Source organism: Arthrobacter sp. UYEF36 (assembly GCF_040547025.1).
Classification (GTDB): domain Bacteria; phylum Actinomycetota; class Actinomycetes; order Actinomycetales; family Micrococcaceae; genus Arthrobacter.
On sequence record NZ_JBEPOX010000004.1, the window covers coordinates 220573 to 241470 of the forward strand.

The 20898-nt window shown below is 68.7% G+C and carries 16 protein-coding genes; 13 read left to right on the forward strand and 3 right to left on the reverse strand.

Annotation, left to right across the window (positions count from 1 at the left end; genetic code table 11):
• Window positions 1-352: 352 nt before the first annotated feature.
• On the reverse strand, window positions 353-616 hold the full coding sequence (locus ABIB29_RS08870) for a DUF6458 family protein (RefSeq protein WP_354171945.1): 264 nt from the start codon (window positions 614-616) through the stop codon (window positions 353-355).
• A 368-nt stretch (window positions 617-984) separates the two neighbouring features.
• On the opposite strand from ABIB29_RS08870, the gene ABIB29_RS08875 reads away from it, so the two are divergent.
• From ABIB29_RS08875 to ABIB29_RS08890, 4 genes are all read left to right on the forward strand, one after another.
• Window positions 985-2205 (forward strand): beta-ketoacyl-[acyl-carrier-protein] synthase family protein, encoded by a 1221-nt coding sequence (locus ABIB29_RS08875; protein ID WP_354171947.1) that lies wholly within the window; start codon window positions 985-987, stop codon window positions 2203-2205.
• Between the two features lie 9 nt (window positions 2206-2214).
• Complete coding sequence (locus tag ABIB29_RS08880; protein ID WP_354171949.1) at window positions 2215-2859, forward strand: alpha/beta hydrolase; 645 nt, start codon at window positions 2215-2217, stop codon at window positions 2857-2859.
• Between the two features lie 514 nt (window positions 2860-3373).
• Window positions 3374-4111 (forward strand): HAD family hydrolase, encoded by a 738-nt coding sequence (locus ABIB29_RS08885; RefSeq protein WP_354171951.1) that lies wholly within the window; start codon window positions 3374-3376, stop codon window positions 4109-4111.
• 86 nt (window positions 4112-4197) lie between these two features.
• Entirely contained in the window at window positions 4198-6528 is a 2331-nt protein-coding gene (locus ABIB29_RS08890; protein WP_354171953.1) for a glycoside hydrolase family 65 protein, read from the forward strand.
• A gap of 55 nt (window positions 6529-6583) precedes the next feature.
• Here the strand turns inward: ABIB29_RS08890 and ABIB29_RS08895 are convergent, their stop codons facing one another.
• Window positions 6584-7927, reverse strand: coding sequence for an MFS transporter (locus tag ABIB29_RS08895; protein WP_354171955.1), 1344 nt, complete (start codon window positions 7925-7927; stop codon window positions 6584-6586).
• A gap of 103 nt (window positions 7928-8030) precedes the next feature.
• On the opposite strand from ABIB29_RS08895, the gene ABIB29_RS08900 reads away from it, so the two are divergent.
• The 8 genes from ABIB29_RS08900 (at window position 8031) to ABIB29_RS08935 (ending at window position 18570) form a co-directional block, all read left to right on the forward strand.
• Window positions 8031-8621, forward strand: a complete 591-nt coding sequence (locus ABIB29_RS08900) for a hypothetical protein (RefSeq protein WP_354171956.1) — start codon at window positions 8031-8033, stop codon at window positions 8619-8621.
• A gap of 103 nt (window positions 8622-8724) precedes the next feature.
• Window positions 8725-9576, forward strand: coding sequence for a hypothetical protein (locus tag ABIB29_RS08905; protein WP_354171958.1), 852 nt, complete (start codon window positions 8725-8727; stop codon window positions 9574-9576).
• Complete coding sequence (locus ABIB29_RS08910) at window positions 9567-10316, forward strand: LamB/YcsF family protein (RefSeq protein WP_354171960.1); 750 nt, start codon at window positions 9567-9569, stop codon at window positions 10314-10316. Before ABIB29_RS08905 ends, ABIB29_RS08910 begins: the two co-directional genes overlap by 10 nt.
• 98 nt (window positions 10317-10414) lie before the next feature.
• Window positions 10415-14125, forward strand: coding sequence for a nitrate reductase subunit alpha (locus ABIB29_RS08915; RefSeq protein ID WP_354171962.1), 3711 nt, complete (start codon window positions 10415-10417; stop codon window positions 14123-14125).
• Window positions 14125-15843 carry a nitrate reductase subunit beta gene (gene narH / locus ABIB29_RS08920; protein ID WP_354171964.1) on the forward strand — a complete coding sequence of 573 codons (1719 nt, stop codon included), beginning with the start codon at window positions 14125-14127 and terminating at the stop codon, window positions 15841-15843. The genes ABIB29_RS08915 and narH overlap by 1 nt, the downstream gene beginning before the upstream one ends.
• A complete protein-coding gene (gene narJ, locus ABIB29_RS08925) occupies window positions 15840-16460 on the forward strand; it encodes a nitrate reductase molybdenum cofactor assembly chaperone (RefSeq protein WP_354171966.1) in 621 nt (206 codons plus the stop codon). The genes narH and narJ overlap by 4 nt, the downstream gene beginning before the upstream one ends.
• Window positions 16461-16462: 2 nt before the next feature.
• Window positions 16463-17296: a respiratory nitrate reductase subunit gamma gene (gene narI, locus ABIB29_RS08930; protein ID WP_354171968.1), complete on the forward strand. Its 834-nt coding sequence runs from the start codon at window positions 16463-16465 to the stop codon at window positions 17294-17296.
• A 50-nt stretch (window positions 17297-17346) separates the two neighbouring features.
• Window positions 17347-18570, forward strand: coding sequence for an MFS transporter (locus tag ABIB29_RS08935; protein WP_354171970.1), 1224 nt, complete (start codon window positions 17347-17349; stop codon window positions 18568-18570).
• A 16-nt stretch (window positions 18571-18586) separates the two neighbouring features.
• On the opposite strand, the gene ABIB29_RS08940 is transcribed toward ABIB29_RS08935, so the two are convergent.
• Window positions 18587-19924 carry a DUF445 domain-containing protein gene (locus tag ABIB29_RS08940; RefSeq protein WP_354171972.1) on the reverse strand — a complete coding sequence of 446 codons (1338 nt, stop codon included), beginning with the start codon at window positions 19922-19924 and terminating at the stop codon, window positions 18587-18589.
• Window positions 19925-19974: 50 nt separating this feature from the next.
• On the opposite strand from ABIB29_RS08940, the gene ABIB29_RS08945 reads away from it, so the two are divergent.
• Window positions 19975-20874 carry a glycerophosphodiester phosphodiesterase gene (locus ABIB29_RS08945; protein WP_354171974.1) on the forward strand — a complete coding sequence of 300 codons (900 nt, stop codon included), beginning with the start codon at window positions 19975-19977 and terminating at the stop codon, window positions 20872-20874.
• Window positions 20875-20898: the final 24 nt, after the last annotated feature.

Sequence of the window (20898 nt, forward strand, 5' to 3'; positions counted from 1 at the left end):
CATGCCCGGGTTTCCGGTTGGTTAGCCGGGGGACATGTCCAGTCTTTGTGCCGGGGAGTGGGCAGGTAGGGATTATGTCCGTCCGTGGCGCCGCAGGCTGGGCATGCCCGGGTTTCGGGGTGGTTAGCCGGGGGACATGTCCAGTCTTTGTGCCGGGGAGTGGGCATATTCGGACTATGTCCACTGGCGGCCTCGCAAGTGGGGCATGTCCGGTGGGGCGGGCCGGGCGGGGCGGGGCGGGGCGGGGCGGGGCGGGTGGCCGGAAATGCCGGACGCCGGGCCAGACCTTAGGTCCGGCCCGGCGTCCGGGTCGTTCGGGTGGCGCGCCGTGGTGCAACGTAGCGCCCTGGGGCTAGAGGCCGGCGTCGCGGCTCTCATTGCGGGTGATGGTCTCGCCGGTGTTGGGGTCGACGACGGAGCGGGTTTCGCTGACCCGGCGGCTGCGGCTGCGGCCCGGGGCGGCCAGGACCAGGGAAGCGATCAGTCCGATCACACCCACAGCCATCAGGATGTAGCCGATCATGGTCTGGTCAACGTTGGGGATCAGCCCGGGGGTGATGGCCCAGGCCAGAATGGCGCCGAGGGCAATGAGGAAGATGGAGGAACCGATTCTCATGACTTGCTCCTTGTGTCCGGTGGGACGGATTGGTAGTGCTAAGCATGCTGTCCAGCGTCAGGCTACAGCCCGGAAAGTGTTGTTTCAACGATCCGCGCGGCGCCACTCCGGTCAGTTTTCCCGCGGCAGTGCTTGCCGCGGCGGCTCCGGACAAGCGGCGCCGCGGAGTTGGGATGAGGTGGTCCGGGTCCGCGGCGGAGGAAACCGGGGCGGCAGGGGGCGGGGGATCGCACGTACTCTTAAAGCGTGGATCGCGGCAGCCACCATTCCTGCCGACCCCCGCTTGCCCCCCGCCACACCCGTCCCGCCGCACTGCCCCCGCACTGCCCGCGGGTCCTTGGGCGGGCCTCACAGAAATGCCGGTACCCATGCCTGAAGCTTCCCCCAGAGTCGTTGTTACCGGACTGGGCGCCGTGACCCCTGTAGGCGGGACTGCTGCCGAGACGCGGGCGGCGCTGCTGGCCGGGCGCTCCGGAATTGCGGCGCTCGACGAGGACTGGGCGCAGGCGCTGCCCGTCCGCATGGCCGGCCGGGTGAAGGTTGACGTCGCCTCGCTGCTCACCACCCCCGAATACAAGAGGATGGACCGGTGCGGGCATTTGGCGCTGGTTGCCGCCCGGGAAGCGTGGGAGCAGGCCGGCCGCCCGGCGGCCGATCCGGAGCGCCTGGCGGTGGTGATCGGTTCCGGCTACGGCGGCCTGGACACCACTCTTGAGCAGACCCGGACGCTGGATTCCAGCGGCCCGCGCCGGGTTTCCCCGCATACGCTCACCCGGATCATGACCAACGCCCCTGCCGCCTGGGTCTCCATCGACGTAGGTGCCAAGGGAGGGGCGCGCACTCCGGTGAGCGCCTGCGCCTCCGGTGCGGAAGCCATCTCCCAGGCCGCCGATATGATCCGGGCCGGGGCGGCGGACGTGGTGATCGCGGGCGGCGTGGATTCTTGCATCAATGGCCTGATCATCAGCGGTTTCGCGCAGATCCGTGCCCTGTCCACCCGCAACGAGGACCCGCAGTCCGCATCGCGGCCCTTCGACCGGGACCGGGACGGATTCGTGATGGCCGAAGGCGCCGCGATCCTGGTCCTGGAACGTGAGGACCACGCCCGGGCCCGCGGGGCGGAAATCCTGGGCGTCGTGGCCGGAACCGCGGTGACGTCCGACGCCGTCGACATCGTCGCTGCTGATCCGGCCATGCAGCGCCGGGTAATGGAAAAGGCAATCGCGGCCGCCGGACTTGGCGCCGGGGACATCGGCCTCGTCCACGCCCACGCGACGTCCACACCGGTCGGCGACCGCCTGGAAGCAGAAGCGATCCGGGCTGTGCTCGGCAACCAGGTTCCCGTCACTTCCACGAAATCCCTCACCGGGCACCTCCTCGGCGGGGCCGGCGCGCTCGGCGCCATCGTGATGATCCAGGCCCTGAAGTCCGGGGAAGTCCCCGGCACCGGCAACCTGGACCAGCCCGACGACGGCATCGACCTCAACCTCCTCCGCGAAACCGTGGCAGGACAGCCGGCCAGGGCGGGGATCGCCAACGCTTTCGGATTCGGCGGGCACAGCACCGCGCTGGTGATCACCGAAAGCTAGGCTGTTCCGATGGAGACAGTCGTCTGGTCCAGGCCGGAACACGAACGTGCCGGCACGCCGCTGCTGGTGATGCTGCATGGCTATGGCCGGGACGAATCCCGGATGGTCAAGCTCTTTGAGAGCCTGCCGTCCGGGTTCAGCTGCGCCGCGCTGCGTGGTCCCAAGGAGATCGGGGACGGCCACGGCTGGTTCCTGCTGGACTACTTCCTGACCCACGACTTCGCCGACGTCATCTCCTCCACCAACGCCGTCTTCAGCTGGATCGAATCCGTCAAAGCCCAGCACAGCAGTGTCAGCTTGTTCGGCTACTCGCAGGGCATGGCCATGGCCACCACCCTGCTGCGGCTGCGGCCGGGGCAGTTCCGGGCCGTCGTCGGGCTGTCCGGCTTTGTCCTGGAAAACGAACTCCTGGCGATGAGTGAATCGTTCGAGGCGCGCCCGCCCTTCTTCTGGGGCCGGGACCGGGACGACCTGGTGATCAACGACGCCGCCACGGAGCACACCGAGGCATGGCTCCACGAACACACCCAGCTCACAGCGCGGACCTACCCAGGAATGGGCCACTCGATCTCGGCGGCGGAACTGGTGGACGTCAGTGCATTCCTGCGCCACTACGTGCTGCGCCCGGACGGCCGGACGCAGGACGCAACTTAGTACGCGGGGCTCCTGTGTAACAGGGCCAAACGGCCTTTCTTCATTTATCCACTTGCGCGCCAATTTTGTAAGCGCTTACACTCAACCGTTGGCCATGTTCACGGCCCACTACTTCAGGGGGAAGAAAGGGCTGAGCCCTGTGCTGCAGGCCAAGACGCCGCGCGTCACCAACCAAGACGTCGCCGCCCTCTCCGGACTCTCCCGAACGTCTCCGTTAAGGCCTCCCCGGCAGCCTCCCGGCTGGCCGGCGGAAGCACCGGTTCCGTGAGCTGGTTCCTGGGGTTTGAGCACCATCTCCCAGCCGGTAGCCGGTCAGGGCGCGTTCGCATGCTGGAAACCAAACTGACAGAGCGCAAGAGCACCCGCCGGCGCTGAGCGGGGCGGCCTCACCCCTCCAGCGTTTGCCTTCCAGTATTTCCCCGCCACCGGGCCTTCCCCTGCCGGCGTCCACTGCCCACCCGGCGGGTGGCCCCCCACCGATTTTGTTACCGCCGTCTGAAAGGACAACCGATCCATGACTGAGCATTCCAACAGCACCCCTTCGAGCTGGACCGGGGCCTCCGCCATCCTCTTTGACCTCGACGGCGTCCTGACCCCCACCGCGATCGTGCACGAACGCGCCTGGCAGGAGCTCTTCGACGGCTTCCTCCAGACGGTGCCCGAGGCGCCCGGCTACCGTGAAAGCGACTACTTCGACCACATCGACGGCAAGCCGCGGTTCGACGGCGTCCGCGACTTCCTTGCCTCCCGCAACATCGTCCTGCCCGAAGGCCCGCTGGATGACGACCCGGCGAACAACACCGTCCACGGCCTGGGCAACCGCAAGAACAAGGTCTTCAACGACATTGTCGAGGCCGGAGGGGTCAAGCCCTATGCCGGCTCCGTGCGGTTCATCGACGCCGCACTGGCCCGCGGGCTCAAGGTCGCCGTCGTCTCCTCGTCCCGCAACGCCCCGGCAGTGCTCAAGGCCGCCGGACTCTCTGACTACTTCCCGGTGGTGGTCGACGGCGTCGTCGCCGTCGCCGAAGGCCTGCCCGGCAAGCCCAGCCCGGCGACCTACGAGTATGCCGCCCGGCTGCTGGGCCTGCCCAGTGAGGCGTGCGTCGTCGTCGAGGACGCTGTCTCCGGGGTCCAGGCCGGACGCGCGGGAAGCTTCCACTCGGTGATCGGCGTGGACCGCGGTGCCGGCCGGCAGACCCTGCTGGATGCCGGCGCCACGCTGGTGGTCAACGACCTCGACGAGCTCCTCTAGCCGCCCTCCGCTGCCGCGCGGGTTCCGCTCGCGCGGCCCCGCACCGACTTTCACCACCTGATTCTTTACCGCCTGAAGGAAAAACCATGGCCCTCATCACCTCGGACCGCGCACGGTTCCCCAACGACCCCTGGCAGCTGGTCGAGACCGTCCACCTGCCCGGCAACGCCGGCACGCTTGAGACCCTCTTCAGCCTGGGTAACGGCCACCTCGGCATCCGCGGAGCGCACTGGGCGGCCGCCGACGCCGAGCTGCCGGGCAGCTTCATTAACGGCTTCCACGAGACCTGGGACATCAAGCACGCGGAGAACGCCTACGGATTCGCCCGAACCGGCCAGCGGATCCTGTACATCCCGGACGCCAACAACTTCACCGTGATCATCGACGGCGAAACCCTGAGCCTGGACGAATCCACCGTGCTGGATTACCGGCGCAGCGTCGATTTCGCCACCGGCGTCTACGAATGCCGGATCACCTGGCAGTGCCGTTCCGGCGCCACCGTGACCACCACCGAACGCCGCGCCGTCGGCTACCAGTCCCGCGGTGCGCTCGGCATCTCGCTGGAACTGGCCGCGGACCGGGACATCTCCGCGGACGTGACCTCCTCGGTAATCAACCGCCAGGACCAGCCGGTCGAGGACCACACGGTCCATGACCCGCGCCGCGCCGGCCGGCACGCCGGGCGGGTCCTGCTTCCCGTGCGGCTCGACGGCGGCGACGGCTCGCTGCGCCTGTCGTGGGAGACCGCCGAATCCAAGCAGCGCATCGGCCTGGCCGTCGACCACTGGACGAACGCCGGGGTGCAGCCCTTCGACACCCAGGTGCACGAGGACGACAGCAGCGTCCGTTATGTTCTGGCCGTCGGCGCCGACGAGCCGTTCGTGCTGGAAAAGAGCGTCAGCTACGCCGTCGGGCAGGCCTCCGAGGACCTGGCCGACGACGCGGAAGCGGGCCTCAGGACGCTCGCGGAGATCTTCGCCGAAAGTGCGGCGCACTACCGCGAGTACTGGACCACGAGCGACATCGTCCTCGCCGGCCAGACCGAACTCCAGCAGGCCGTCCGCTGGAACCTCTTCCAGCTGGCGCAGGCCACGGCCTGCGCCGACATCGCCGGCATCCCGGCCAAGGGCGTCAGCGGTTCCGGCTACGACGGCCACTACTTCTGGGACCAGGAGGTGTACCTGATGCCGTACCTGACGTACACCAGCCCGGGCAACGCCCGCCAGGTTCTCGAGTTCCGCCACGACATGCTCCCTGAGGCCAAAATCCGTGCCAAGGAGCTCAGCGTGGACGGCGCCCTCTTCCCCTGGCGCACCATCAACGGGCTCGAGGCGAGCGCCTACTACGCCGCCGGCACCGCCCAGTACCACATCGCCGCCGCAATCGCCTTCGCCACCAACCGCTACATCTGGGCCAGTGGCGACCAGGCGTTCCAGGAGACCCTGGGCTCCGAGCTGCTGATCGAGACCGCACGGATGTGGGTCTCGTTGGGCTTCTTCGGCAAGGACGGGCTCTTCCACATCCACGGCGTCACCGGCCCGGACGAGTACACCGCCGTCGTCAACGACAACCTGTACACCAATGTCATGGCCCGGTTTAACCTGCGCGCCGCGGCCGCGCTGGACCACCCGGACATCGACGACGCCGAACGCCAGCTCTGGGAGCAGGCCGCCACCCGGATGCAGCTGCCCTATGACGAGGACCTCCAGGTGCACTCGCAGGACAACGACTTCATGACCCTGGAGCCGTGGGACTGGAGCACGCCCCGGGACAAATACCCGCTGCTGCTGCACTTCCACCCCCTGGTGATCTACCGCCACCAGGTCCTCAAGCAGGCGGACAGCGTGCTGGCCATGTTCCTGCAGTGGCAGGACTTCACCGCAGAGGAAAAGCGCCGCGCCTTCGACTTCTACGATCCGATCACCACCGGCGACTCCACCCTGTCCGCCTGCGTGCAGGGCATCATGGCGGCCGAGGTCGGCTACGCCGACGCGGCGCTGAACCACTTCACGCACGCGCTGTTCATCGACCTGGACGACACCCACGGCAACACGATCGACGGTGTGCACATCGCCTCGACCGGCGGGGTGTGGAGCTCCCTGGTCAGCGGCTTCGCGGGCCTGCGCGACCAGGGCGCCGTGCCGTACTTCGACCCGCGGCTGCCCGCCGAATGGGAGGGTCTGTCCTTCCACCTGAAAATCCACGGCCGGCTGCTGCAGCTCGAACTGGCGCAGGGCTCCATCAGCCTGACCGTGCGCGAGGGCGCGCCGCTCGACATCGACGTGCGCGGCGAGCTATTCACGGTCGACGGCGACACGGTGCGGGTACCGCTGGCCCCGGTCGCGGAACCGGAGCCCACGATCTTCCCGAGCGGACTCCCGACGGCATCGATCCCGATCGTGCGCGCAGCGGTCTGAGCCGCCATAGCAACGCGGGGTCACTAGGCGCCCATGATCCCGAAGGACATGGGCGCTAGGTGACCCCGCGTTGCTTCGGGCCGGCCTGCCCTGCTCCGGAGGCTTCGGCAGGGGCCGTCGCATCCGCGAGGCTCTCCACCTGGTGGTCCAGCGGGTGGGCGAGTTCGTCGGCCATGACCGGGCACACCGTCCCGGCGATCAGGAAGATGAGCCAGACCGGCAGCACCTCGGCCGCCGGTCCGGCGAGGGCCATGGACACCGGCATCAGGGCCAGCGACACGAAGAAGTCCAGGCTCGACACGCGGCCCAGCAGGTGCGGCGGCACCCGGCGCTGCAGCAGGGTCCCCCAGATGACCATGCCCATGCCGCCGGTGGCACCGAAGATGAACAGCGCGGCAGCCAGCGCCCAGAAGCTGTCCATGATGCCGACGGCCGCGATTGGCAGGCTGCCCGCACCCCAGCTCACCATCATCACGCTGAGGTAGCGGCGCGGCAGCGGGAACGAGGCCGTGGCCAGTGAGGCGGCCGCGCCGCCGACGCCCATGATGGCGAGCAGGAAGCCGAACATGCGCGAGTCGCCGCCGAGCTGGTCGCGGACCACGAATGGCAGGAGCACCTCAATGGGGCCGATCAGGAACAACACGGAGATGCAGGCCCACAGCAGGGTCCACAGCAGCCAGGGCGTGCGGACCGTGTAGCTGACACCCTCCCGGAGGTCGTGCAGCAGGGAGGTCCCGGCGCGTTCGCCGGAACGGGCCCCGGATCCGGCGCCGCCCTCCGGACCCGCCCCGCCATCGGCTCCGGGCAGGGGCTGGCGATGGAGCAGGTTCAGGATGGAAAAGGCCAGCAGGTGGCATACCGCCACCCCCGTCACGGCGTGCGCGGGGGACAGCGCGGCGACCAGGATGCCCGCGACGGCGGGACCGGCGGCCTGCTGCAGCATGGGCCGCATCGTCCCCTCCATCCCATTGGCCGCGAGCAGGTCCTCCGGCGGCAGGATCCGGGGGAGGATGGCGGAGTAGGCGGGGAAGAAAAACGCCGCCCCGACGCCCAGCACAAACGCGCCGAGCGCGAGGTGCCAGAGCTGCAGCCAGCCCAGCATGGCCAGCCCGCTGATGCCGGCGATGACGGCAAGGTTGGCTCCCTCCACCGCGATGATCAGGAGCCGCTGCGGGAACCGGTCCGCCGCGATGCCGCCCGCAAGAACAAACGCGACGAGGCCCACGCTGCCCGCCGCCGCCACCAGGGAGAGCTCCAGCGGGCCGCCGCCCAGATGGATCACCTCATAGACCATCGCCACGGCCCACATTCCGGAGCCGAAAATGGAGATGGCCAGGGCCGCAATCAGCACGCGGTATTCCCGGTGCGCGAACGGGCGGAGGGCCCTCAGTGAGCGCATGGCTCCAGTCTAGAGGCCCCGTCCTGACCCGTCCCAGTCCCTGCGGGTACGCGCCGGCGGGGCGCTTCCGCGCCGCGGACGCGCACCCGGCTAGGCTCCTGTCATGAACTCATCGGCCACCGCGACGGCGCGGCGCAGCCTGGCGCTCCTCGGCGCCAACGCGGGACTCGCCCTGCACCCGGTGGACGCCGGCGGAACGCTGCTGCCGGGCGAGCCGGCGAGCTGCTTCGCGTCGTTCTGGACGGTCGACTGGTCGCGCTGGGGCGCAGGCAACGCGCTGCTGGTCGCCACGCTCCAGGGCTGGCGCAGCTACGGCACCAGCGAGTTCTTCGCTGCCTCCCTGGCCACCGAACTGACCCGTCATTTCCCGGAGGCTGCCCGGTTCCCGCTGGACGCCATCAGCCACACCGACGACGAGTTCGACGTGGTGCTCGACGCCGGGCAGGGATTCCGCGCCACCGGCCGGAAGGCCGGGCTGGAGATCAGCGGCGTCCTGGACCGCCGGCAGTTCGCGGCTCCCAACTTCCAGCTCGGCGACTCCAGCGCCTCACTCAGCAACGTGTACCTGCCGTGCAGCACCGGCCGGCTCGTGGAATTCGGGGTGGAATGGCCCGGTGCGGCCACCGTCTACCCCGGGCCGCTGGGCCCGGCGTCGTCGGCGTTCGTGGCCGTGGCTGAATCGTGGGCGCTCTAACTGCCGCCCCGGGACGGTGGCTGAGGCGCGGACAGGGCGGCCCGTGGCCTAGTGTTAAGACCAGACGAAGCTCAGCACCCTTATAGTTCACGAAGAGGCGATGATGGCCAAGCGCAGCAACCCGGCAGTGAAGATTGCCCAGAAGTCAGCACACAACGCGATGTTCGACGCCGAGGGCAAGCCCAAGCCGGGCGTCCACAATGTGCTCCTGCGGGCCGTTGAAGTCCAGCGCCCGCTGGTGCTGGCGAACCTTCGCCGGCTCCAGCGCAGGCATCCGCAGGCCACCGCGGCGCAGCTCGCCGCGATGCTGGAACGGGACTATCTCCTTGCCGTCACCGGCGGCGGCGCGCTGGTGGGCGGCGCGGCCGTGATTCCCGGCGTCGGCACGGTCGCCGCGCTGGGCCTCTCGGCCGCCGCGACCGTCGGGTTCCTCGAAGCCACGGCACTGTTCTCCACCTCCCTCGCCGAACTCCACGGCGTCCGGCTCGTGGACCCGGAGAAGGCCAGCACCCTGGTCATGGCGATCATGCTGGGCGAGGAGGGCACCGCGCTGCTGAGCTCTTTGAGCGGTCAGGCCGCGGGGCAGGGCAAGGGCCCCACGCAGGCCTGGGGCTCGCTCTTCGCCCGCCGGGCCCCCCTGACCGGCTTCGGCTCGGTGCGGGAACGGATGCAGACGATGTTCCTCCGGACCCTGCTCAAAAAACAGGGCACCGCCCTCCTGGGCCGGGCGCTGCCGTTCGGCATCGGCGCCGTCGTCGGCGGCGTGGGCAACCGGATGATGGGCCGCGCCGTCGTCGCGAACGCCAAGGAAGCGTTCGGCCCGATGCCGCTCGTCATTCCCGGGGAACTTGGGGGCCCGGCAGCAGCCGCCAGTCCGGCGGAAACCGAAAGCCCGGCCGCCGTGCTGGGCAGCAAGGACAAGGCAGCGCAGGAAGGCGGCACGCCTTGGATCTGAACGCTGACCTGGGGGAGTCCTACGGGACCTGGACCCTGGGCGACGACGCCGCGATGTTCCCGCTGGTCACAAGCGCCAGCGTGGCCTGCGGCCTGCACGCCGGGGATCCCGTAACCATGCTGGACACGTGCCGGGCAGCCTACGAGCTCGACGTCCGGGTGGGCGCCCACCTCGGCTACCCGGACCTCGCCGGTTTCGGCCTCCGGGCCATGGACATCACCTTCGATGACCTCTTCGGCGCCGTGCTGTACCAGCTCGGCGCCCTGGACGGGGTGGCGCACGCCGTCGGCGCCTCGGTGGACTACGTCAAGCTGCATGGGGCGCTCTACGACCGGACAGTGCGCGACGCCGAGCAGGCCTCCGCCGTGGTCGCCGCCATTCAGGCCTACGATCCGGGTCTTCCCGTCCTGGGGTTCCCGGGCTCCGCCCTGCTCGGCATCGCCCAGGAAGCCGGCCACCCGGTCTTCACCGAGGCCTTCGCTGACCGCGGCTACCTCCCGGACGGCACCCTCGTGCCGCGCTCGCAGGACGGCGCCATGCTGGACGACGTCGGCCGGATCACCGAACGCGCGGTGCGCCTCGCCACGAAGGGCGAGGTCGAGGCCATTGACGGCACCGTGCTCCGGATCGAACCGCAGTCGCTGTGCATCCATGGCGACACCCCCGGATCCCTCGCCACGGCCACCGCGATCCGCGCCGCACTCGAAAGCGCCGGCGTCGAACTGGAGAGTTTCGCCTGAAGCCGGCCTGAATGTGGCCAGCCGCCCTTTCCTCACGGGGATTTGCCTAGTGCCGTAGGGCCCTATCCGGGCCAGAAACGGCAACCTAGCTTTGGGGCATGACTGCCGGAGGCCCCGCGGGGTTAGATGGACCCGCCTCGGAAGCAATGTTGAAGCTCGGCCGGTTTTTCACGAAATGGGACCAAACCGAGGACGGCAGGGCAGTGTTCCGGGAAGGCGGCCGCAAGGGTGACATCTTCTATCGGGACCGGTGGAGCCACGACAAGGTGGTCCGCTCCACCCACGGGGTGAACTGCACCGGCTCGTGCTCCTGGAAGGTGTATGTCAAGGACGGCATCATCACCTGGGAGTCCCAGCAGACCGACTACCCCTCCGTGGGTCCGGACAGCCCGGAATACGAGCCGCGGGGCTGCCCGCGCGGGGCGGCCTTCTCCTGGTACACCTACTCGCCCACCCGGGTCCGGTTCCCCTACGCGCGGGGTGTCCTCGTGGAGATGTACCGCGAGGCCAAGGCCCGGCTGGGCGACCCGGTGCTGGCCTTCGCCGACGTCGTGGGGGACCCGGAGCGGCGCCGCCGCTACCAGCTGGCCCGCGGCAAGGGCGGCCTGGTCCGGGTCTCCTGGCAGGAAGCGATCGAAATCGCGGCCGCCGCGCACGTGAACACGATCAAGAACTACGGGCCGGACCGCTGCGCCGGCTTCTCGCCGATCCCCGCGATGTCGATGGTCTCGCACGCGGTCGGAACCCGCTTCATCCAGCTGATCGGCGGGGTGATGACGTCCTTCTATGATTGGTACGCTGACCTGCCCGTGGCCAGCCCGCAGGTCTTCGGCGACCAGACCGACGTCCCGGAATCCGGCGACTGGTGGGACGCGGGCTACCTGATGATGTGGGGCTCCAACGTCCCCGTCACCCGGACCCCGGATGCGCACTGGATGGCTGAAGTGCGGTACCGCGGCACCAAGGTGGTGACGGTCAGCCCGGACTATGCGGACAACACGAAGTTCGCCGACGAATGGCTCCCCGCCCAGGCCGGAACCGACGCCGCGCTGGCCATGGCGATGGGCCACGTGATGCTGAAGGAATTCTTCATCGACCGCGAGGTCCCGTTCTTCTCCGACTACGTCCGCCAATACACGGACCTGCCGTTCCTGGTCCGGCTCGAACGGCGCGACGACGGCTCCCTTACCCCGTCGAAGTTCCTCACCGCCAGGGACATACCGGCCGAGTCCCTGGCCGAGGACGCGGCGTTCCGCACCGTGCTGTTCGACAAGAAGTCCGGACGCCCAGCAGTTCCCAACGGCTCCATGGGGTTCCGCTACTCCGGCAGCGGGGAGGGCAAATGGAACCTGGACCTGGAGGGGATCGAACCGGCGCTGTCGCTGCGTGAGGTCTCCGGGGCCAGTGCCGAGATCCTGCTGCCCTGCTTCGAGGAGGCGGACGGCACCGGCAGCGTACTCCGGCGCGGAGTGCCCGTCATTGAGGTGGAGGGCGAGCTGGTCACCACCGTGTTCGACCTCATGCTGGCCCAGTATGGCGTCGGCCGCGAAGGCCTGCCGGGGGAGTGGGCCACCGGTTATGACGACGCCGCGACGCCCTACACCCCGGCCTGGCAGGAGGAGATCACGTCCGTCCCCGCGCAGGCCTGCATCCGGGTGGCGCGCGAATTCGCCCGCAACGCCGAGCAGTCCAAGGGCCGGTCCATGATCATCATGGGCGCCGGCATCTGCCAGTGGTTCCACGGCGACACCACCTACCGGGCGGTGCTGGCACTCGTGATGCTGACCGGCTGCATGGGCCGCAACGGCGGCGGCTGGGCCCACTACGTGGGACAGGAAAAGACCCGGCCGGTCACCGGCTGGTTGTCGCTGGCCAATGCGCTGGACTGGTCACGCCCGCCCCGGACCATGATCGGCACCGGCTACTGGTACATGCACACGGACCAGTGGCGCCAGGACGGTTACTCCGCGGATGCGCTGAAGTCCCCGCTGTCCACAGGGGCGATGGACGGCATGCACACCGCGGACGCGCTGGCCCAGTCCGCCCGGCTCGGCTGGATGCCTTTCTACCCTCAGTTCGACCGGAACCCTCTGGACCTCGCGGACGAGGCGGAGGCCGCCGTCGCCGCCGGCACGGCGCAGGACACCCCCAGCTTTATCGCGGACGCGCTCAAGAACCGCACCCTGAACCCGGCGATCGAGGACGTGGACGCCCCGGAGAACTGGCCGCGGACGCTCGTGCTGTGGCGCTCCAACCTGTTCGGATCTTCCGCCAAGGGCAACGAGTACTTCCTGCGGAACCTGCTGGGGACCCACAACAATGTCCTGGGCAAGGACCACGCCGAAGGCCTCAAGCCCCGGGACGTGAAATGGCACGATCAGGCGCCGGAAGGGAAACTGGACCTGCTGGTCTCCGCGGACTTCCGGATGACCTCCACCACGCTGCTGTCCGACGTCGTGTTCCCGGCCGCCACCTGGTACGAGAAGCATGACCTGTCCTCCACGGACATGCACCCCTTCGTGCACGCCTTTACCCCGGCGATCGATCCTCCGTGGGAGACGAAAACGGACTTCGACATGTTCCACCTGCTGGCCCAGGAGTTCTCCCGGATGGCCAAGACACACCTGGGCGTGCGCCGGGACCTGGTCAGCGTGCCGCTGCAGCACGACACCCCGGGCCAGCTCGCCCAGCCCGGCGGGATCGTCCGGGACTGGCGGGACACGTCCATCCCCGCGGTCCCCGGGCAGAACATGCCCATCTTTTCGGTCGTGGAGCGGGACTACACCGCCATCGCGGACAAGCTCGCCGCCGTCGGGCCGCTGGCCGACAAGCTGGGCTTCACGGTCAAGAACGTCACCTACAAACTCGCCGGACCCCTGGACCGGCTCAGCCGCTCCAACGGCGTGATGTTCGGCGGCGCCGCGGACGGCCGTCCCGCGATCGACACCGACGCGAAGATGGCCGAGGCCATCCTGGCCTTCTCCGGCACCACCAACGGCGCGCTGTCCGTGCAGGGCTTCAAGGATCTGGAACTCCGCACCGGGCGGAAACTGGCGGACTTGTCCGAGGGGTCCGAGGAAAAATTCATCACCTTCGCCCAGACGCAGGCCGGCCCGGTCCCGGTGATCACCTCGCCGGAGTGGTCCGGCTCCGAAACGGGCGGGCGGCGCTACGCCCCCTTCACCATCAACATCGAACGGCTCAAGCCCTTCCACACCCTGACCGGCCGGATGCACTTCTTCCTCGACCACGACTGGATGATCGACATCGGCGAGGCCCTGCCGATCTACCGGCCTCCGCTGGACATGCACAAGCTCTTCGGCGAACCCAAACTCGGCCAGGACGGGGCCATGGAGGTGGTGGTCCGCTACCTGACCCCGCACTCCAAGTGGTCCATCCACTCCGAATACCAGGACAACCTGCTTATGCTCTCGCTCTCCCGCGGCGGGCCGACGGTCTGGATGAGCCCCGCCGACGCGGACGCCATCAAGGTCAAGGACAACGACTGGGTGGAGTGCCTGAACATCAACGGCGTCCTGGTGGCCCGGGCCATTGTCAGCCACCGGATGCCGGCCGGTGTGGTCTACGTCCACCACGCGCAGGAACGCACCATCGACGTGCCGAAGTCCGAGGCCACCGGCCGGCGCGGAGGAATCCACAATTCCGTGACCCGGCTGCTGGTCAAACCCTCGCACCTGATCGGCGGGTACGCCCAGCAGGCTTACGCGTTCAACTACCTGGGCCCCACCGGGAACCAGCGCGACATGGTCGCCACCGTCCGCCGTCGTTCCCAGGAGGTGCAGTACTGATGCGTGTTATGGCTCAAATGGGCATGGTCATGAACCTGGACAAATGCATCGGCTGCCACACCTGTTCCGTGACCTGCAAGCAGGCCTGGACCAACCGTGCGGGCACCGAATACGTCTGGTTCAACAACGTCGAAACCCGCCCCGGCCAGGGGTATCCGCGCCGCTACGAGGACCAGGACAGGTGGCGCGGCGGCTGGGCGCTGAACAAGCGCGGCAAGCTGGTCCTCAAGGCCGGCGGCCGGGTCAAGAAGCTCTTCGGGATCTTCGCCAGCCCGGTCCAGCCCGAGCTCAAGGACTACTACGAGCCGTGGACCTACGACTACAAGACCCTCGTGGACGCGCCGCTGGGCGACGATTTTCCGGTGGCCCGGCCCAAGTCCCTGATCACCGGGAAGGACACAAAGATCACCTGGTCGGCGAACTGGGACGATGACCTGGGCGGTTCCACCGAGAACGGGCACCTGGACCCGATCGTGGAAAAGGTCCGGCGGGAATCCGAAGACAAGATCAAGTTCGCCTACGAGCAAACCTTCATGTTCTACCTCCCGCGGATCTGCGAGCACTGCCTGAACCCCTCCTGCATGGCCTCCTGCCCCTCCGGCGCGATCTACAAGCGCGTGGAGGACGGGATTGTGCTGGTGGACCAGGACAAATGCCGCGGCTGGCGGCAGTGCGTCACCGGCTGCCCGTACAAGAAGATGTACTTCAACCACAAGACCGGCAAGGCCGAGAAGTGCACCTTCTGCTACCCGCGGGTCGAGGTGGGGCTGCCGACGGTTTGCTCGGAGACCTGCGTGGGCCGGCTGCGGTATCTGGGGCTGTTCCTGTACGATGCCGACGCCGTCACGGCTGCGGCGTCCGTCACGGACCCCCAGCAACTCTACGACGCCCAGATGGACGTGCTGCTGGACCCGAACGACGCCGCCGTCCAGGCCGAAGCCCGGGCCCAGGGCATCCCGGAGGACTGGATTGACGCAGCCCGGCGCTCGCCGGTCTACGCCCTGGCCAAGGTCTACAAGGTGGCCCTGCCGCTGCACCCCGAATACCGGACCATGCCGATGGTCTGGTACGTGCCACCCCTCTCGCCGGTGGTGGACCTGCTGCGCGACCAGGGGCACGACGGCGAGGACGCCGGCAACCTCTTCGGCGCCATCGACGCGCTGCGCATTCCGGTGGAATACCTCGCGGAACTCTTCACCGCCGGCGACGCGGACCGGGTCACCGCGGTGCTAAGGAAACTCGCGGCCATGCGCTCCTTCATGCGTGGCATCAGCCTCGGCAACGACCCGGACGACTCCATCCCCGAAGCCGTGGGGATGGACAGCCAGACCATGTACGAGATGTACCGGCTGATGGCGATCGCGAAGTACGACGAGCGGTACGTCATCCCCAAGGCGCACGTGGAACAGGCCCACGACCTGGAGGAGATGGGCTGCTCACTGGATTTCGAGGGCGGCCCGGGCATGCAGGATTCCTCCCCGTTCGGTGAAGCCAGCGGCAGGCCCGTCCCGGTGGCGGTGGAAACGTTCAACGCCCTGCGGGACCGCCAGACCTCCGGCACAGCGCCAGGCGAAGCCACGCTGCGCGGCCGGGTGAACCTGCTGAACTGGGACGGGACGGGGGCACCAGCCGGGCTGTTCCCGGAAAAGGCGCTGTTGGCGGAAAAGCCGCCCGCGCCGCACGGTCCGGGTACTCCGGCGGACAGGGAACGGCTGTGAGCCGGCGCGAGCAGGTGGTCTATCTCGCGGCGTCCTGGTGCCTGTCCTACCCGGACGAGGAGCTCATCGGCAAGGTGCCGCTCATGCGGGCCGCGCTGGCGGAGTTCCCGGGCGCGGTCGCGGACTTCCAAGAGGTGCTGGATTCGCTGGAAACCAACCCGCCGATGGCAAGCCAGGCCCACTACGTGCGCGAGTTCGACCTCGGCAAGCGCCACGCCCTGCACCTGTCCTACTGGACGGACGGGGACACCCGGCGCCGCGGCGAAGTCCTGGGCAACTTCAAGAAAACCTACCGGCAAAGCGACATCCTGGTGGACACCCACGGGGAACTGCCCGACTACCTGCCGATGGTGCTGGAATACGCCGCTCTCGTGGACCTTGCCGCCGGCCGTGACCTGCTGGCCCGCTTCCGGGCGAGCCTGGAGATGCTCCGCTTCGGGCTGCTCCGGGACGAACTTCCGCACGCCCGGATCCTGCAGGCCATCTGCGCCACCCTGCCCGGGAAGTCTCCCGCGGACGAGCAGGCCGTGATGCGGATGGCCGGCTACGGTCCGCCCGCCGAAGCGGTGGGCCTGGACCCGTACGATCCGCGGCTGCTGCCCGTGAAGGGGGCCTGACCATGCTGGTGTCCGAAACCGAGCCCGGATCCGCCGCCGAAATCTCCGCCCTGGACATCGTGCTCTGGGGCGTCCTGCCCTACCTGATGGTCGTGGTGCTGGTCGGCGGCCTCGTCTGGCGCTACAGGTATGACCAGTTCGGCTGGACCACCAGATCCTCCCAGCTCTACGAATCCCGGCTGCTGCGGATCGCCTCACCCTTGTTCCACTTCGGCCTGCTCGCCGTGATTGCCGGGCACTTCTTCGGCCTGGTCATCCCGATGGCCTGGACCCAGGCGGTGGGAATGAGCCAGGACTTCTACCACTTCAACGCCCTTTTTGTGGGCGGCATTGCGGGTGTGGGAACGCTCGGCGGGATCCTCCTCCTGATCTACCGCCGCCGCACCACCGGGCCGGTCTTTATGGCCACCACCAGGAACGACAAGACCATGTACGTGGTGCTCACCGCGGCCATTGTGTTCGGCCTGTGGACCACCCTGGCCAGTGTTTTCGAGGGCGAGCACGGGCATAACTACCGCGAGACGGTGGCCCCCTGGTTCCGCTCGCTGTTCATCTTCCAGCCGGACCTGGCGGCCATGGCGGCTGCGCCGTTCTCCTTCCACCTGCACACTCTGGTGGGGATGGCGCTCTTCCTCATCTGGCCCTTCACGCGGCTGGTCCATGCCTTTACGGCTCCGTTCCATTATCTTTTCCGCCCCTACATCGTCTACCGCTCGCGGGACCGGGACAGGGATGGCAGCAAAGCCGGCGCCGCGGCCGCGCGGAACTCCACTGTCGCCGCCCGCCGGGGCTGGTCCGCCGTCGGAACCCGCGACCGGGACACCCGCAACCGCTGAGCCGTGGTCCGGCCGAGCGCACAACTGATGTCGAACTGAGAGGACCACCAGTGGCCGGATCAGCGCCCCTTCCTTCGGCCGCCCCCGCCGGGCGGACAGTCAACCTGGTGCTCGCCACCTCGGCGTCGGTGGTCGGTTTCTGGGCCTGGAACTCGGTGGCCACGCTCGGCGCCTTCTACACGCAGACCCTCGAGCTCACCCCTGCCGCCACCGGCGTGCTCGTGGCCATGCCGGTGTTCGTCGGCTCGCTGGGCCGGATCGTCGTCGGCACCCTGACGGACCGGTACGGCGGCCGGGCCATGTTCACCTTCGTGCTGCTGGCCTCGATCCTGCCGATCCTGCTCGTGGCTGTCGGCGGGCTCCTCAGTTCCTTCGCCCTGGTGCTCGGTGCCGGGCTGCTGCTGGGCGTCGCCGGAACGGTCTTCGCCGTCGGGATCCCCTTCGTCAGCGCCTGGTACGAGCCGTCCCGGCGCGGCTTTGCCACCGGCGTCTTCGGCGCCGGGATGGGCGGCACGGCGCTGGCCGCCTTCCTGAACCCGAGGCTGGTCGCCGGGATCGGGTACTTCCCGACGCACCTGCTGATCGCCGCGATCCTCGCGGTCATGGCGGCCCTGGTCTGGTTCCTGATGAAGGAATCCCCGGGCTGGACCCGCAACAACCTCCCCGTCCTGCCCAAGCTGCTCGACGCCGTGAAGACCCCGGTCACCTGGAAGATGTGCTTCCTCTACGCCGTGGTCTTCGGCGGCTTCGTCTCCTTCGCCACCTACCTGCCCACCTACCTCCGCGACGTCTACAGCTTCGATCCGAGCGGTGCCGGCGCCCGGACCGCCGGCTTCGCGCTGGCCGCCGTCCTGGCACGGCCGGTGGGCGGTGTGCTCGCGGACAAGTTCGGGCCCAAGCACGTGGTGATCACTTCCCTGGCCGGCGTCGCGGTCCTCGCCTGGGTGGTGAACCTGCAGCCCGACGGCGAGGTCCCCGCCGGCCTGACCTTCGTGGCCATGGCGGCGGCGCTGGGACTCGGAACGGGCGGGGTGTTCGCCTGGGTGGGGGTGCTCGCCCCGCCGGGGAAAGTCGGCAGCATCAGCGGAGTGGTCAGCGCCGCCGGCGGCCTGGGCGGCTACTTCCCGCCGCTGATCATGGGGGCAACGTACGACGCCGCGACGCGCAGCTACTCGATCGGGCTGCTGCTGCTGGTGGTCACGGCGCTGGCTGCGCTGGCTTTCACGATCTTCGCCCTGCCGGGCCGGGCGAAGGCGAAAGTCGCGGCCGCCTAGCCTGGGCGTCGGATTGTCAGCCGAAGGTCAGATGCGCCACCGTGAAGATCGCGAGCCCGGCGAGGGCGCCCACCACGGTGCCGTTTATCCGGATGAACTGCAGGTCCTTGCCGATCTGGAGCTCGATCTTCTGCGAGGTCTCCTCGGCGTCCCAGCGGGCCACGGTATCGGTGATGACCCCCGCGATGTCCGAGCGGTACGTCTTCACGAGGTACCCCGCGGCGTCCCCGATCCACTTGTTCACTTTTCCGGCCAGCTCCGGGTCAACCACCAGCCGGGTGCCGAAGTCGTGCACGGCAGCCTTGAACCGAACGGTCAGCTCGCTGTGCGGATCGTCGACGGCGGACAGCAGCGCGGCCTTGATGGTCCCCCAGGTGCGAGAGGCGAGTTCCCGGATCTCCGGATCGCCGAGGACCTGGGCCTTAATGCCTTCGGCCCGGGCGATCATCACCGGATCATGCTGCAGGTCCTGCGCGAGGTCCTTGAGGTACTTGTCGATCGACAGGCGGACCTGGTGCCGGGGGTCGGACTGCACGGCGCGGGTGAACTTCAGGATCTCCACGTAGACCTTGTCGCCCACGAGCCCGTCCACGAACGAGGGCACCCACGTCGGGGACCGGTCGGTGACCAGCCGGTTGACCGTTTCCTGGTTATCCCGCACCCAGTCCACGGTGCGGTCCACGAGCACGTCCACCAGGGAGTGGTGGTGGCCGTCCTCAAAAATGCGCTGGGCGACCCGGCCCACCGGCGGGCCCCACGGCGGGGCAAGCAGATGCCGCCGGACCATGCCCTCGATCACGGCCTGGACGTCGTCGTCGTTGAGCACGGTGAAGGCGCCGCGGATGACGGCGGCGCCTTCCTTGGCGACGCGCTCGGCGCCGCCGGGCCCGGAGAGCCAGGCCCCGGCCTTGCGGGCGATGTCAACGGAGGCGAGTTTTTCGTGGACCACCTGCTCGGAGAGGAAGTTGGTCTCCACGAATTCGCCCAGGGAGGCGCCGATCTGGTCCTTGCGCTGCGGAATGATGGCGGTGTGCGGGATCTTGAGGCCCATCGGGTACTTGAACAGCGCCGTTACCGCGAACCAGTCCGCGAGGGCTCCGACCATGCCGCCTTCGGCCGCGGCCCGGACGTATTCGAGCCAGGGGTACTGCTTCTGCAGGGCGAAGGCGACCACAAAGATGATCGCCATCAGGACCAGCAGCGAGAGCGCCAGCAGCTTCATCTTCCGCAGCGCGGACGCCTTCTCGGCGTCGCCGGCGGCCACGGTTTGGCGGCGGGCGGCACCGCCCGCCGCGGCGGTTCCGGCGTCGCCGTGGCCTTCCGTACGGGTACTTGTCTCAGTATTCACCTGCATGTGCCCAGCCTAGTCCCGCTTTGGCAGCGGCTGTCGGCTAACGTGTCAGCATGACGACTGACGAGTCCACCGCAGCCCGTCCGCTGGTCTACGCCCACCGCGGTTCAAGCGGGGCGTTCGCCGAGCACACCCGCGCCGCCTACCTGCAGGCAATCGCCGACGGCGCCGACGGTGTGGAATGCGACATCCACCTCACCCGCGACCAGCACGCGGTGCTGCTGCACGACGCCAACCTGGACCGCACCTCGGACGGCACCGGCCCGGTGGCGGACCGGACCCTCCACGAGCTCCGGCAGCTGGACTTCTCGTCCTGGAAGGGCGCCAGGATTCCGGACGCCTACGGTGCCAGGTCCACCCAGCTGCTGACGCTTCCGGAGCTGCTGGTGCTGCTGCAGGCCGCGGGCCGGGAGATCGGCCTGGCGATTGAGCTCAAACACCCCAGCCCCTTCCAGCTCAAGCTGGAGGACCGGGTCCTGGAGGTCCTCCAGTCACAGGGCTGGGACCCGGCGACGTCCCGGCTCGGCAACATCACGGTGTCCTTCATGAGCTTCAGCCCGGACTCGGTAAAACACCTGCTGAAGTCAGTCCCCTCCGACGCCGTGTGCCAGCTCGTGGACGACGTCGACGTCTTGGAGATCCGCGAGGAGCTCGGCCTGGGGGCGCTTACCGGCGGCGCGCTCGCGAACCTGATGAAGGCGGCGCAAACCGAAGCCGAGCGGATCCTGGACGACTGCGAGACCGGGCTGGCCGGGCCGGGCATCGACTATGTCCGCGGGCATTCCCGCACCATCCGGCGCTGGCTCAACTCCGGGCGCCGCTTCCGGGTGTGGACCGTGGACTCGGAAAACGACGTCGCGCTCTGCCAGGGGCTCGGGATCCACGAGATCACTACGAACCGGCCCGCGCAGGTCCTCGCCCAGCTGTTGGCCGACACGCAGAGCCTGCGCTAAGCGGGCGGTTGTGGGGGCCTTGGT